We start from the raw sequence: 13,499 nt of genomic DNA on the forward strand, positions 1-13,499 counted from the left end.
TGTTGGACACCGCGGCGCTCCCCCAGTTCGAAGTCGCGAGGATGCAGGATGCTTTGCTCTGCGTCCGCGCTGGCACTTCATCGCTCACGAGATCGTTGCTCCCGTGGCGCTCAATCAGTCGTGCATGGCCTGAACACCAGGTGGAGAGACAGTTGTCCGCCAAGCGGCATGTCGAGCGGCAATGCCGTCTGCCCGGCTGACAGGCGGGCAAGCCCCTCGAACACTGGCAGCAGGTCTGACATGGCATTGGGCGGCAAGGCGCGGCCCGCGTCCGATACCGGAGGCGGGGCCACGGCAGGTCCCGGGCGCAAGGACCAGTCCATCGCTGCGCAACTGTGGCTTGTGCGTTCAGGCGCAAGCACCACGCCCCCCGCCAACAGGCCCTGGCTCACATGCACCTGCGTGAGCGGCCCCACCGCCTCTGCGTCGAAGCCCACCAAGAGGATGGGGCGCCGCTCGGCGGCGCACTGCAAGGCCGCCTCCAGCAATGCCGTCGCGAAGCTGTGGTCGAAGCCGCTGACCAGGCTGCTGGCCTGCATGCACCCGGTGCCGATGGTCCAGTAGCCGATGGCAGCGTTGTGCACGGAGTTGTGAAACTTGGTCGGCGAAATCTGGGTCGGCGCACTTGCCAGCGTGCGGCACATGTAGTCGGTGATGGCCAGGTCGCCGTGCGCCGAGGTGAACACGCAGGGCATGTCCGCGGCATGGCGCCCGCAGGCGGCCAGGGATGCGGCCGCGACCTCGAGCGCGAGCGCGACCGAGTCGGGTGCCCGGCGCCGTTCCGCCGGCGCGAGCAGCGACGCCGAGGGCTTGCCTGCTGGCGGATCAGCGGCCGCGCCTTCGCCCCGAAAGGCTGCGCGGGCGATCTTCCAGCTCGGCAGCGAAGGCGCCCAGAAGGCCGGGCCCTCGATATACAGCGGGGGCATGGCCGTCATGCGCAGAGCCCTTCGCCAAAAATCAGGGCGCAGTTGTTGCCGCCGAATCCAAAGGAGTTGGACAGCACGTGCCGTACATGGCCCCGTGCCGATCGAAGGCGGACCTGTGGGCCGCAGATGGGGTCCAACTGCAGGCTGTTGACGGTGCCCGGCATCAGCCCGGTGTCCAGAGCGAGCAGGCTCACCACGGCCTCGACGATGCCTGCCGCGCCCAGGGTGTGGCCGGTGACGCCCTTGGTGGAGCTCGCGTGCGTGCGCGCGGGAAAGCGCCGTGCCACCAGGGCGCCTTCCACCTGGTCGTTCAGGACTGTTCCCGTGCCGTGCAGATTGATGTAGTCGATGTCCTCTCCATTGAGCCCCGAGCGTGCCAACGCGTCGTCCAGCGCGTGCTCGGCGCCCGCCCCCAGGGGATGGGGCGTGGACATGTGGTGCGCATCGCTGGTCTCTCCATAGCCCAGCAGGCGCGGCGCCAGCCTGCCCTCGGGGCGCTCCAGCAGCGCAAACCCCGACGCCTCGCCCACGCTGATTCCGCGCCGAGCCGCATCGAAGGGCTGGCATGGCCGTCCGGAAAGCAGTTCCAGGGCATTGAAGCCGAACAGCACGCTGGCGCACAGGCTGTCGGCACCCCCCACCACTGCGGCGTCCACCAGGCCCAGGCGAATCATGCGTTCGGCGCAAGCGAAGACCTTGGCGCTGGAAGAGCAGGCGGTGGACACCGTTTCACTCGGGCCCTCGAGATCGAGCGCGACCTGCACGAAGCGGCCGAGCGAATGCGTGGTGTGGACTTCGCCGTCGCGGATGCGCTCGGGAACCCTGCCTTGCGCGTCCAGTTGCGTGTACGCCCACTCGGTGTCGACGACGCTGGACGTCGACGTGCCCATCACCACCGCGACGCGGTCGGCGCCGTAGCGCTCGCGCGCCGCGGCGACGGCGTTCATGAAGCCGTCTGCCTGCAGCCCCGCCCAGGCCAGTCGGTTGTTGCGGCAGTCCCAGCGGCGCAGCCTCGGCGGCAGCGGCTCGGTGTCGAGCGCTTCGACCCGGCCGATCCACGTGGGCAGGCGCGCGTCAGACGGTTCCCCGAAGTCGTTGGGCCGCAGGCCGCTGCGCGATTCCTGCAGTGCCGCGTACAGCGCGCCCCGGCCGGCACCCAGGGCAGTCGTTGCCGTGTAGGCCGTGACGGAAAGTGGCGGGATGGGCTGGGGCACTTGCAACGCGCTGGAAGGGGCCAACTCAACTGCGGTCCTTGACCCACTGGTCGCGCGCAAAGCCCAGTTCGGCCAGGCGGCTCTCGACATCGCGCCAAACGCTCGCGTCGACGTCGCTGGTGCGCGAAAGCACCCACATGTAGGTGCGCGAAGGCTCCGTGACGATGGCCACGCGCCGATCGGGCGACAGGTAGACGACGTCGTAGTTGGCCCAGACAAGAGGCATCCACCGCAGCCACTGCGGCGCAAACGCCACCTCCAGCGAGGCGGGCCGCAACTGGCCGGAATCGACGGTCGCGCCTGCCCGTGGGCGCGCCAATCCCACGACTGAATCGGGGCCCGACTTCGTCTGGCACTCGTTGCGCACCTCGATCTGGCCGCGCTCGAGCAGCTTGTAGGTCGCCTTGGTGCCTGACACGCACTGCCGCTGAAACCAGTTGGGGATATGGGCTACCTGCTTCCACTCGCCCATGTAGCTCGCCACATCGACCGAAGGCAGGCGCGCGTCCGCGTCGCGGCTCTTCGCGCCACTGCCGATTGCGCAACCGCTGATGGCGATGGCAGCCGGCAGTGCCGCCATCCATGTGGCGGCGGCCCGGAATCTGAAAGCGACTGGTTGCATGTAGGCCCTTGAAATCAAAAAGGCATTCTGAGTACGCGCGCAGCGCGGTATCTGTCAGACCCGGACGCGTCCTGCGGTGCCACCCGGCGCCGCCGCGTGCACGTTCCGGTTCCGCTTGAGCCAGCAACCGTTCGTGCCGCGATGCCGCCGAGGTGTGTTCATCAACGGACGCGCTGCGGCACTCGGTTCAGCTTTGCTGGCTCGTAACCCTGGCTCGCGACGAACGCGGTGAGCTCCGTGAGCTCTGCTTCCGAGATGGTCGGCGTGCGCGCCATGATCCAGACGTAGTCCCGCTTCTCGCGGGTGACGACGGTTCGCTGGTAGTCCCGCGACAGGAAGGAGATGCGGTAGTCCGCCTTCACCGGCCAGAAGTACTGTTGGCCCCAGATGGCATTGGAGACCGTGTCGAGGACAAACCCTCGCGACCGGTAGGTCTTGACCGGACCTTCGGGGGCGTCCGCGTTGAAGGTGAACGTCGTCGAGATGGTGCCCTCTGCGTCCAGCTGGTAGTTTTCCATCGCGTTGTGCGCGCCACGTTCAATGAAGGTGGGAATACTCGCAATAACGTACCAGTCCCCCATGAAGCGAGGCAGATCGACCTGGGGCACCAATGCAACCGGCTTTCGATCGGACTCGCGCAGGTTCGCGCACGCGACCAGCGCCGCGATGCTCGCCAGGATAAGCATTCGAGATCGCATGACGTTCTCCAGGACCGCGTCGATCCGTCAAAGGCGCAAGCGCACGAAGTGGCGCCCACTGAAGGCAGATTCATGGCAAGACCCTTCGTCGATCGAACTGGAGTGCGACTCAGGGCCAGACCCAGCCTGTACGCAGCCAGTATCGAAGGGGATCAGATGAAGAAGTAACAGCCTGAAAGGGGGCGGGCCCTTCGGCACCTGCGTGCCGGCGGTCCAGGAGGACCTTGTCGTCTCGGACAGCGGCGGCCCGCGCAGCGGACCGTCTGCTGCCATCGCTAGACGCGTGCGCGCCGGTAGTGAACGGCGATCGCGCCGTTGCCGAGCGGCTTCGCCGAGACCAGATCAAGCCGCCTCGTCCTGGGCAGTCCGCCCTGGTAGAGCTTCGGGCCATGGCCGGTGATCCTTGGGTGAACGAGAAATTTGTACTCGTCGATCAGATCCAGCCGGTCCAGCTCGGCCGCAAGCTTGCCGCTTCCGAGAAGCACGCCGGCCGGGGTCGCATCCTTGAGCTTCCGCACGCCCGAGCGCAGGTCGCCGGCGATCAGGTGGCTGTGGGTCCACGGGAACTCCGTTCGCGTGGACGACACGACGTATTTGGGCTTGAACTCCAGCTTGGTCGCCCATTCCCGCACCATGGGCGGAGCCTCCACGTCGCCCCGGGCGACCTTCGGCCAGTAGCTTTCCATCATCTCGTAGGTGGCGCGGCCCCACAGCATCGCTCCACTGTCATCCAGGAGGCGGGTGAAGAAGGCGTGCGTCTCGTCGTCGGCGATTCCCTCCTGGTGGTCGACGCAGCCGTCCAGGGTGATGTTGAAGCTGAAGGTCAGAAGTCCCATTGAAAGTCTCCTGCGAGTTGAGCGACCGCTGGACTTTGGCGCTTGTCGACGCGTACCCGCCTGGTCGGCTTGATCCAGCTGACTTTAAACCGCGGGGCGCACCCCAATCGACTTCCCTCGGCGGGCCGTTTCGAATGGCCCATGCAACACATTCGCCGCATCGCACACCCGCGCCAGCCGTCTTCCACACGGCGCCTTGGACTACCGCACATGTCGCCCGATGCCCGGGATCGCCAGCGTGGAATAGAGGAGTATTCCGTTGCGTCGCCGCGCGGCGATGCCGTCCAGGCGATCCTGTCCTGGCGAACCATCCCAGGAGAACGCAATGAACAAGGATCAAGTCAAGGGAACGCTCGAAAAGGCCAAGGGCCAAGTCAAGGAAGGCGTGGGCAAGGCGGTCGGCAACGAGAAGCTTCAGACGGAAGGCGCTGCAGACAAGGCGGCCGGCGCTGTGCAGAAGAAGGTCGGCGACGTGAAGGAAGCCGCCAAGACGCTGACGAAGAAGCCTTGACGCAACAGGCCCGCCGGCCCTCGAGCGAAGGCGTCGGACGTTAACGGCTTCGGCATCACCGAGCCGGCACACACCCACCCTGCTTTTTCGGTGCTTGAACGACGAGTACACGGTCACCCCATGCCGACACGACGCGCACACGCCGAAGCAAGCGCTGCCGCAGGCGGCTGCGCCATGTCGCGCTACAGTGCCCGCCATGCAGATGAAGCTCTCGACGACCACCGGGCCAGAGCGCCTCGCCTATGGACTTGCCCTCGGCACTGCGGTGGGCTTGGTGCACTGGCCCCTGCTCAACGGCATGGCGCGTGGCGTGCTGGCCTGGACGGCGGGCGCTGGCCTTTACCTGGCGCTGGCCTTCTGGCTTGCCCACACCTTCGATGCGCAGCAGACCCGCGCACGCGCCCAGGCGCTGGACCAGCCCAACGTGGTGCTGCTCATCGTCATGCTGACCGCGGTGGTCTTCAGTGTGGTGGCCATCGCCATGCTGCTGCAGCAAGTGAAAGAACTGGCGGGCATGGACCGCGTGCTGCACGTGGGGCTGGCGCTGGTGGCGCTGACGGTGTCCTGGCTGATGATCCACACCGTCTACGCATTCCACTACGCGCACCATTACTACATCATGGAGAAATCAGGCGAGACGGATGAGCCGGCGCTGGACTTTCCCGGCAAGGCCGAGCCCGACTACTCGGACTTCATCTACTACGCCTACGTCGTGGGCATGACCTCGCAGGTGTCCGACGTGCAGGTCCAGTCGTCCGACCTGCGCCGGATCACGCTGGTGCACAGCGTGCTGTCCTTCGCGTTCAACATGCTGGTGCTGGCGCTGAGCATCAACGTGGTGGCGGGCGTGATCGCCTGAGCAGCCTCACTTCGTCCCCACCAGCACCGGCTGGTAATAGGCATCGTCGATGCGCCGCACATTCCCGAAGCCCGCTTCCGCCATCAGTTCCAGCAGGCGGTCGGTGCCGATGGCGTAGTAGCGCGAGCGCATCACGCGAGTCACCGCGGTCTTCGCGCGCGGGTCCTCCTCGACGACGAAGAAGCTGAAGTCGTAGTGATCGCCCTCGAAGTCCCACACCTGGAACAGCACGTAGCGCCGCCCACCTTCCTCGCGAACCCCGTAGTGCTTGACCAGATTGCGGCCACGCTCCTCCTTCGCGTAGTCGCGCACGCTCAGCAGCACGCCGCCGCCGGATCGCAGGCAGCGATGCATCTCGCGCAGGGCGAGCAGGATGTCTTCGTCCATGAGCAGGTGCGGCACCGAGTTGTCGCAGGACAGGACCACGTCGAAGCCCGAGCCGTGCAGCGCGTGGGCGTGGCGCATGTCGCCCACCGACAGCGCCAGGGAGACGCCCTGCGCATTCGCCTCCTGTCTCGCGCGCTCCACCGCGACCGGCGAGAGATCCGGGGCCCTCACGCTCAAGCCCCTTGCGGCCAGGCCGATGGCTTGCGTGCCGATGCCGCAGCTCAGGTCGAGCAGACGTCGCGCACCGGGCCATTGCACCTGCACGATCGAATGCAGCTGGCCGCCCTGGCGTGCGATGCTGGCGCGCCAGTCGGGAAAGATCAGGTGGTACAGCGGCGCGAGTTCGTCGTAGAAATCCATGGCAGGTCGTGACAGGGTCGAGGTGGAGCACCATAGCCCACGCCGCGCCCGCGCAGAATAGGCACCCTCGCCGCCATGCCCCTGACGCTCCTCCGCCTTCTGCCCGCCCTGCTCCTGCTGGCCTGCGCCACGCAGGCCACGGCGGCGCTGCCCAGCTTCCAGCAGGTGCGCCAGGACTTCCGGCCTTCGGACACCCTGGTGCTGGACCGCAACGGCGAACTGCTGCAGCGTGTGCGCACCGACGCCAGCGTGCGGCGCGGCCAGTGGGTGTCGCTTGCCGACGTCTCGCCGGCCCTGCGCCAGGCCATGCTGCTGAGCGAGGACAAGCGCTTCTACGAGCACAGCGGGGTGGACTGGCAGGCGGTCTCGTCCGCGGCCTGGGGCAACCTGTGGGCCACGCGCACGCGCGGCGCCTCCACCATCACCATGCAGCTGGCGGGCCTCATGGACGAGGACCTGCAGCGGCGCAGCAGCGACGGCCGCGACCTCCAGCAGAAGCTGGGCCAGGCCTGGGCCGCCCGCACGCTCGAGAAGGACTGGCGCAAGGACCAGATCCTGGAGGCCTACCTCAACACGGTGCCCTTCCGCGGCGAGATCGTGGGCATCGACGCGTTATCGCGCAGCCTCTTCGCCAAGGCGCCGCACGGCCTGGATGCGCGCGAGGCGGCGCTGGCCGCCGCGCTGGTGCGCGCACCCAATGCCAAGCCTGCGCTGGTGGCGCAGCGCGGCTGCGAGCTGCTGCGCAGCATGCAGCCGGGCAGCCGCACCGACTGCCTCGCCCTCGAAGCCTTTGCCAACGCCTCCCTCTCGCGCCGCGACTGGCCGGCCAGCGAAGGCATCGCGCCGCACCTGGCACGCCGGCTGCTGCGCCAGCGGGCCGAGCCGCAGGCCCAGATCCGCAGCAGCCTGCGCGCCCCGCTGCAACGCTTTGCGCTGAGCACCTTGCAGCGGCACCTGCGCGAACTGCGCGGGCGCAACGTGGAAGACGGCGCCGTGGTGGTGCTGGACAACGCCACCGGCGAAGTGCTGGCCTGGGTGGGTTCCTCGGGCGATGCGCTCAGCCGCGCGTCCGAGGTCGATGGCGTGGTGGCCCAGCGCCAGCCGGGCTCCACGCTCAAGCCTTTCCTTTACGCGCAGGCGATCGCGCAGCGCCGGCTCACCGCAGCCTCGCTGCTGGACGATTCCAGGGCGCAGATCAGCACCGCGGGCGGCCTGTACATCCCGCAGAACTACGACCGCCATTTCAAGGGGCCGGTGTCGGTGCGCAGCGCGCTGGGCGCCTCGCTCAACGTGCCGGCGGTCCGCACCCTGGTGCTGGTCGGGCCCGAGACCTTCGCGCGGCAGCTGCGCGCGGCCGGCATCGAGCTGCGCGAGAACGGCGACTACTACGGCTACAGCCTGGCCCTGGGCAGCGCCGAGGTCTCGCTGCTGCAGTTGGCCAACGCCTACCGCACGCTGGCCAACGGCGGGCGCACCAGCGCGGCCGGCCAGGGCCTTCCGGTGGCGGCGGCGCCGGCCTTCACGCAGGCCATCGACCCGGGTGCCAGCTTCATCGTCGGCGACATCCTGCATGACACGAATGCGCGCGCGCCCACCTTCGGCCTGGACAGCGTGCTGGCCACCCGCTTCTGGACGGCGGTGAAGACCGGCACCAGCAAGGACATGCGCGACAACTGGGCCGTGGGCTGGTCCTCGCGCTACACGGTGGGCGTGTGGGTAGGCAACGCCAGCGGCGCGCCCATGTGGGACGTGAGCGGCAGCAGTGGCGCCGCACCGGTGTGGGCCGAACTGATGGCCTTCCTGCATCGCAGTGAGCCCAGCCGCCCGCCCGCGCCCCCGCGCGGCCTGCTGTCGATGAAGGTGAGCTTCGGCGACGACCTGGAAGCCGCGCGCGAGGAGTGGTTCGTCGCCGGCACCGAGCAGCCGCGCTTCGCGCTCGATGGCGCCGGCGCGCAAGCCGTCGACGCCGCGGCGCGCATCAGCGCACCGGCCGACGGCACCATCGTCGCGCTGGACCCCGACATTCCGCCAGCGCGCCAACGCCTGGTGTTCGAGGCCGAGGGCGGCTCGCCGCAGCAGCAACTGCAGTGGCGCATCGACGGCCGCACGGCCGGCCAGGGTGCCCGCCTGCCCTGGCTGCCGTGGCCCGGCCGGCATGTGGTGCAACTGGTGGATGCGCGCCAGGGCGCTGTGCTGGATCAGCTGCGCATCGAGGTCCGGGGAGCCGGCGTGGCGCACTCCCGATAATGCGCACTTCGTGTCCGTCACAACAAGACTTCTGAGGAGAACGCTCCCGTGCCCGACCTTTCCAAGATCACCTGCATCGAAGACCTGCGCGTCATCGCCAAGCGCCGCGTGCCGCGCATGTTCTACGACTACGCCGACTCCGGCGCCTGGACCGAGGGCACCTACCGCGACAACGAGAACGCCTTCCAGAAAATCAAGTTGCGTCAGCGCGTGGCCGTGAACATGGAGGGCCGCTCCACCCGCACCACCATGATCGGGCAGGACGTGGCCATGCCCGTGGCCATCGCGCCCACCGGCCTCACCGGCATGCAGCATGCCGACGGCGAGATCCACGGCGCACGCGCGGCCAAGGCCTTCGGCATTCCCTTCACGCTGTCGACCATGAGCATCTGCTCGCTGGAGGACATCGCCGAGGCCACCGGCCGCCATCCCTTCTGGTTCCAGCTCTACGTGATGCGCGATCGCGACTTCATGGAGCGGCTCATCGACCGCGCCAAGGCGGCCAACTGCTCGGCGCTGCAGCTCACGCTGGATTTGCAGGTGCTGGGCCAGCGCCACAAGGACATCAAGAACGGCCTGTCGACGCCGCCCAAGCCCACCATCGCCAACCTGATCAACCTGGCGACCAAGCCGCGCTGGTGCCTGGGCATGCTGGGCACGCAGCGCCGCAGCTTCGGCAACATCGTGGGCCATGCGAAGAACGTGAGCGACGTGTCCTCGCTGTCGACCTGGACGGCCGAGCAGTTCGATCCCTCGCTTAACTGGGGCGACATCGAGTGGATCAAGCGCCGCTGGGGCGGCAAGCTGGTGCTCAAGGGCATCATGGACGCGGAAGACGCGCGCCTCGCCGTGGACAGCGGCGCGGACGCGCTGATCGTCTCCAACCACGGCGGGCGCCAGCTCGACGGCGCGCCGGCCTCCATCGATGCGCTGCCCGCCATCGCCGACGCAGCGGGTGACCGCATCGAGGTGTGGATGGACGGCGGCATCCGCAGCGGCCAGGACGTGCTCAAGGCCCGTGCACTGGGCGCGCGCGGCACGCTCATCGGCCGCAGCTTCCTCTACGCCCTGGGCGCCTTCGGCGAAGCGGGCGTGACCCGCGCCCTGCAGATCATCCACAAGGAACTGGACGTGACCATGGCCTTCTGCGGCCGCACGCAGATCGATACGGTGGATTCGAGCATCCTGCTTCCGGGCACCTTCTAAACCAGAGGCAGGAGGAAGGACACGGCACTCGCCGACAGCCGGGTGTGTGCGACTGGCGCAGAATCTTCGCCAGTCATACAAAACATCAAGAGAGGCTGACCATGAGTGTCCCCATGCCGGGCCAGGCAGGCGCGTCCGTTGCCGACGCACCACTTCCCCACTACACCGCCGAGGAAAAGCGGCACCGCATCTTCGCGATCGTCGGTGCCTCTTCCGGCAACCTGGTCGAGTGGTTCGACTTCTACGTCTACGCCTTCTCGGCCATCTACTTCGCCGGGGCCTTCTTTCCCAAATCCAACCCCACGGTGCAGCTGCTCAACACCGCGGGCGTGTTCGCCGCGGGCTTCCTGATGCGGCCCATCGGCGGCTGGCTTTTCGGCCGCATCGCGGACCGCAAAGGGCGCAAGACCTCGATGGTGATCTCGGTGACCATGATGTGCGCCGGCTCGCTGGTGATCGCCTGCATGCCGACGTACGCGCAGATCGGCGCCTGGGCGCCCTTCCTGCTGCTGCTCGCACGCCTGTTCCAGGGCCTGTCGGTGGGCGGCGAGTACGGCACCACCGCCACCTACATGAGCGAGATCGCCCTGCGCGGCCAGCGCGGCTTCTTCTCGTCCTTCCAGTACGTCACGCTGATCGGCGGGCAGCTGCTGGCGGTGCTGGTGATCGTGATCCTGGAGCAGCTGCTCACCGAGGCCGAACTCAAGGCCTGGGGCTGGCGCATTCCCTTCGTGATCGGCGCGGTCACCGCCGTGGTAGCCATGTACCTGCGGCGCGCGCTGTCGGAAACGCACGGTGAGCAGGGCGCCAGCAACAAGGAGGCCGGCACCATCGCCAACCTCTTCAAGCACCACACGCCGGCCTTCCTCACGGTGCTGGGCTACACGGCGGGCGGCTCGCTGATCTTCTACACCTTCACCACCTACATGCAGAAGTTCCTGGTGAACACGGCGCACCTGCCGATCAAGACCACCAGCTACGTGATGACCTGCGCGCTGTTCGTCTACATGTGCATGCAGCCGCTGTTCGGCATGCTGTCGGACCGCATCGGGCGGCGCACCAACATGCTGCTGTTCGGCGCGCTTGGCACCCTGTTCACGGTGCCGATCCTCACCGCGCTGGCAAGCGTGAGCAGTCCCTACATGGCCTTCGTGCTGATCATCCTGGCGCTGGCCATCGTGAGCTTCTACACCTCCATCAGCGGCATCGTGAAGGCCGAGATGTTCCCGCCCGAGGTGCGCGCGCTGGGGGTGGGCCTGGCGTATGCGGTGGGCAACGCCATCTTCGGCGGCTCGGCCGAGTACGTGGCGCTGGCGCTGAAGACCGCCGGCCACGAGACCACCTTCTACTGGTACGTGACGGTGATGATGGTGGTGGCCTTCCTGGTCAGCCTGCGGCTGCCGCGGCAAGCGAGCTACCTGCACCACGACCACTGAGCGCGAGGTCCGCGGCCGCCTTCAGCGATCGCGCAGCACCTGCGCGATCGCCTCGATCAGGCGCCGTGCGCCGTCGCCGGGCTCGCCGGCGCGGCGCTGCGTGATGCCCACCGGGCCGTCGGTGACGCTGGTGTCGATGTCCAGCCGCACCAGTTCGCCCAGCGCCAGCGCGCTGTCGGCTGCGCCCTTGGGCGCGAACCAGATGGCGTCGGTGCGGCGCAGCAGGCCCAGGGCGAAGCTGGTGTCGGTGGCCTCGATCACCGCGCCAGGCAGTGCATTGCCGCGCGCGAACAGGAAGGCATCGGCGGTGTCGCGCACCAGCGTGCCCTGCTTCACCGGCACCACCAGCGGATAGTCGGCCAGCGAGGACAGGGGCGGCGCCGACCGGCCCGCCAGCGGATGGCCGGGCCGCGCCACCAGCAGCAGCGGCTCGCTGTAGAGCTGCAGAAAGCTCAGGTCCACCATGGCCGAGGGCTGGGCCAGGCGCCCCACCACCAGGTCGATCTCGCCCTGCCGCAGCTGCGTCATGAGCTGCGCGTTGGTGCCGCTCACCACGCGTGCGCGCAGCTGCGGATGGGTGCGGCTGAGCAGCGCGATGGCCTCGGGCAGCAGGCCCGCTGCCATGTTGGGCAATGCGCCCACCACCACTCGAAGCTGCTCGCCCTCGGCCTCGTCCAACGCCAGCGAAAGGCCCTCGCGCAGGCCGCGCAGCGTGGCGACCGAATGGCGCAGCAGTACTTCGCCGGCAGCCGTCAGGTCGACGCCGCGGCGCCGGCGCACCAGCAGCTGGCGGCCCACGATGTCCTCCAGCTCGGCGATGGTCTTGGACACGGCCGGCTGCGTGAGCGCCAGCGCCTTGGCGGCGCGCACCAGGTTGCGCTCCTGGCCCACGGTGGCCAGGCAGCGGAGGTGGCGCAGCTGCAGGCGATCAAAGTTCATGGCTGGTGACGTCGCGCCATTGGGAGTGACGGCCCGCTCAAATATAACCAGGCGGAATGGCAGGCAGAAGAGCTTTCAGTTGTGGGACGAATCCGCGGCTCCTAGAGTGGACCTTCACAAGAACGTCCAGAGACAAGCCACCATGACCTCCTCCTCCTCACCCCTTCGCGCCCGCCGCCTGCTGGCTGGCCTGCTCTGCTGCGCCCCGCTCGTCACCCTGCTGCCGCAGGCGGCCCAGGCGCAGGGCGCCTACCCCGACAAGCCGGTGAAGTTCCTCACCAATTTTCCGGCCGGCGGCCCGCTCGACATGCTGGGCCGTGCGCTGGCCATCCCTTTGCAGGCCGAGCTCAAGCAGCCCTTCGTGGTGGACAACCGGCCCGGCGCGGGCGGCAACATCGGCGCGGACGCGGTGGCCAAGGGCGCGGCCGACGGCTACACGGTGCTGCTGTCCATCGACACCACTTTCACCATCAACCCGCACGTCTACTCGTCCATGCCCTTCGCGGCCAAGGACCTGAAGCCGCTGATGATCTTCAGCTCCTCGGGCCTGGCCTTCGGCGTGAACCCCTCGGTGAACGCGAAGACGCTGCCCGAGTTCATCGCCGAATCGAAGAAGCAGGCGGCCAGCTTCGCATCCGCAGGCAACGGCAGCCCGGGCCACATCGCCGCGGAGATCTTCGCGGACTCGACCGGCTCGAAGATCATGCACGTGCCCTACAAGGGCAATGCGCCTGCCGTGACGGCCCTGCTGGCCGGTGAAGTGCAGGCCGGCATCCTGGCCACGCCGGGCCTGCTGCCGCACATCCAGGCCGGCAAGGTGCGGCCCCTGGCCGTGACGGGCCGCACGCGCTCGCCGCTGCTGCCCGAGGTGCCCACCGTGGGCGAACTGGGCCTCAAGGGCATGGAGTTCGAGGTCCTCTACCTGGCGATGGTGCCGGCCGCCACGCCGCAGCCGGTGGTCGACAAGCTGCGCGACGCGCTGCAGAAGGCCCTGGCCACGCCCGAGGTCAAGCAGCGCCTGGCCAGCCTGGACATGGTGGCCCTGGGCTAAAGCGGCAAGGCGGCCGCCGATCGACTGGAGGCCGCCAAGGTGCGCTACGGCGCCATCGTGAAGGCCACTGGCATGAAGGTGGACTGAGGCCATGGCCCGCACCCCGCGTCCCAACTTCATCTTCATCGTGGCCGACGACCTGGGCTTTGCCGACCTGGGCTGCTACGGCGGGCGCGACGCGAGCTTCGGCCCGGTGTCCCCGGTGCT

At 68.3% G+C, this 13,499-nt stretch carries 13 protein-coding genes; 6 read left to right on the forward strand and 7 right to left on the reverse strand.

Annotated features, from left to right (window positions below):
• Positions 1-110: 110 nt before the first annotated feature.
• The 5 genes from BM345_RS05090 to BM345_RS05110 all read right to left on the reverse strand — a co-directional run bounded on the left by BM345_RS05090 (position 111) and on the right by BM345_RS05110 (position 4,296).
• Positions 111-935, reverse strand: coding sequence for a beta-ketoacyl synthase chain length factor (locus tag BM345_RS05090; RefSeq protein ID WP_093376171.1), 825 nt, complete (start codon positions 933-935; stop codon positions 111-113).
• The gene (locus tag BM345_RS05095; protein WP_175544901.1) at positions 932-2,140 is read right to left on the reverse strand and encodes a beta-ketoacyl-[acyl-carrier-protein] synthase family protein; all 1,209 of its coding nucleotides are present in this window, start codon (positions 2,138-2,140) and stop codon (positions 932-934) included. The genes BM345_RS05090 and BM345_RS05095 overlap by 4 nt, the downstream gene beginning before the upstream one ends.
• Positions 2,141-2,165: 25 nt before the next feature.
• On the reverse strand, positions 2,166-2,720 hold the full coding sequence (locus BM345_RS05100) for a lipocalin family protein (RefSeq protein WP_175544902.1): 555 nt from the start codon (positions 2,718-2,720) through the stop codon (positions 2,166-2,168).
• Positions 2,721-2,923: 203 nt separating this feature from the next.
• Positions 2,924-3,448: a lipocalin family protein gene (locus BM345_RS05105; protein WP_175544903.1), complete on the reverse strand. Its 525-nt coding sequence runs from the start codon at positions 3,446-3,448 to the stop codon at positions 2,924-2,926.
• A 287-nt stretch (positions 3,449-3,735) separates the two neighbouring features.
• Positions 3,736-4,296: a dihydrofolate reductase family protein gene (locus tag BM345_RS05110; protein ID WP_093376177.1), complete on the reverse strand. Its 561-nt coding sequence runs from the start codon at positions 4,294-4,296 to the stop codon at positions 3,736-3,738.
• 325 nt (positions 4,297-4,621) lie between these two features.
• Here BM345_RS05110 and BM345_RS05115 point away from each other — a divergent pair, with 325 nt between their 5' ends.
• Together BM345_RS05115 and BM345_RS05120 are read left to right on the forward strand one after the other, a co-directional pair.
• Positions 4,622-4,807 (forward strand): CsbD family protein, encoded by a 186-nt coding sequence (locus tag BM345_RS05115; protein ID WP_093376179.1) that lies wholly within the window; start codon positions 4,622-4,624, stop codon positions 4,805-4,807.
• A 196-nt stretch (positions 4,808-5,003) separates the two neighbouring features.
• Positions 5,004-5,666: a DUF1345 domain-containing protein gene (locus BM345_RS05120; protein WP_093376181.1), complete on the forward strand. Its 663-nt coding sequence runs from the start codon at positions 5,004-5,006 to the stop codon at positions 5,664-5,666.
• A 6-nt stretch (positions 5,667-5,672) separates the two neighbouring features.
• Here BM345_RS05120 and BM345_RS05125 read toward each other — a convergent pair whose 3' ends face one another.
• Positions 5,673-6,413 carry a class I SAM-dependent methyltransferase gene (locus tag BM345_RS05125; RefSeq protein WP_093376182.1) on the reverse strand — a complete coding sequence of 247 codons (741 nt, stop codon included), beginning with the start codon at positions 6,411-6,413 and terminating at the stop codon, positions 5,673-5,675.
• A gap of 75 nt (positions 6,414-6,488) precedes the next feature.
• Here BM345_RS05125 and pbpC point away from each other — a divergent pair, with 75 nt between their 5' ends.
• From pbpC to BM345_RS05140, 3 genes are all read left to right on the forward strand, one after another.
• Positions 6,489-8,660 (forward strand): penicillin-binding protein 1C, encoded by a 2,172-nt coding sequence (gene pbpC, locus BM345_RS05130; protein WP_093376184.1) that lies wholly within the window; start codon positions 6,489-6,491, stop codon positions 8,658-8,660.
• Positions 8,661-8,708: 48 nt separating this feature from the next.
• Positions 8,709-9,866, forward strand: a complete 1,158-nt coding sequence (locus tag BM345_RS05135) for an alpha-hydroxy acid oxidase (RefSeq protein WP_093376186.1) — start codon at positions 8,709-8,711, stop codon at positions 9,864-9,866.
• 113 nt (positions 9,867-9,979) lie between these two features.
• Positions 9,980-11,302, forward strand: coding sequence for an MFS family transporter (locus BM345_RS05140; RefSeq protein WP_093376188.1), 1,323 nt, complete (start codon positions 9,980-9,982; stop codon positions 11,300-11,302).
• A 21-nt stretch (positions 11,303-11,323) separates the two neighbouring features.
• Here the strand turns inward: BM345_RS05140 and BM345_RS05145 are convergent, their stop codons facing one another.
• Positions 11,324-12,241, reverse strand: a complete 918-nt coding sequence (locus BM345_RS05145; RefSeq protein ID WP_093376189.1) for a LysR substrate-binding domain-containing protein — start codon at positions 12,239-12,241, stop codon at positions 11,324-11,326.
• A gap of 142 nt (positions 12,242-12,383) precedes the next feature.
• Here BM345_RS05145 and BM345_RS05150 point away from each other — a divergent pair, with 142 nt between their 5' ends.
• Positions 12,384-13,292: a Bug family tripartite tricarboxylate transporter substrate binding protein gene (locus BM345_RS05150; RefSeq protein WP_254789541.1), complete on the forward strand. Its 909-nt coding sequence runs from the start codon at positions 12,384-12,386 to the stop codon at positions 13,290-13,292.
• Positions 13,293-13,499: the final 207 nt, after the last annotated feature.

This window comes from Variovorax sp. OV329, assembly GCF_900114785.1.
GTDB lineage: Bacteria > Pseudomonadota > Gammaproteobacteria > Burkholderiales > Burkholderiaceae_C > Variovorax.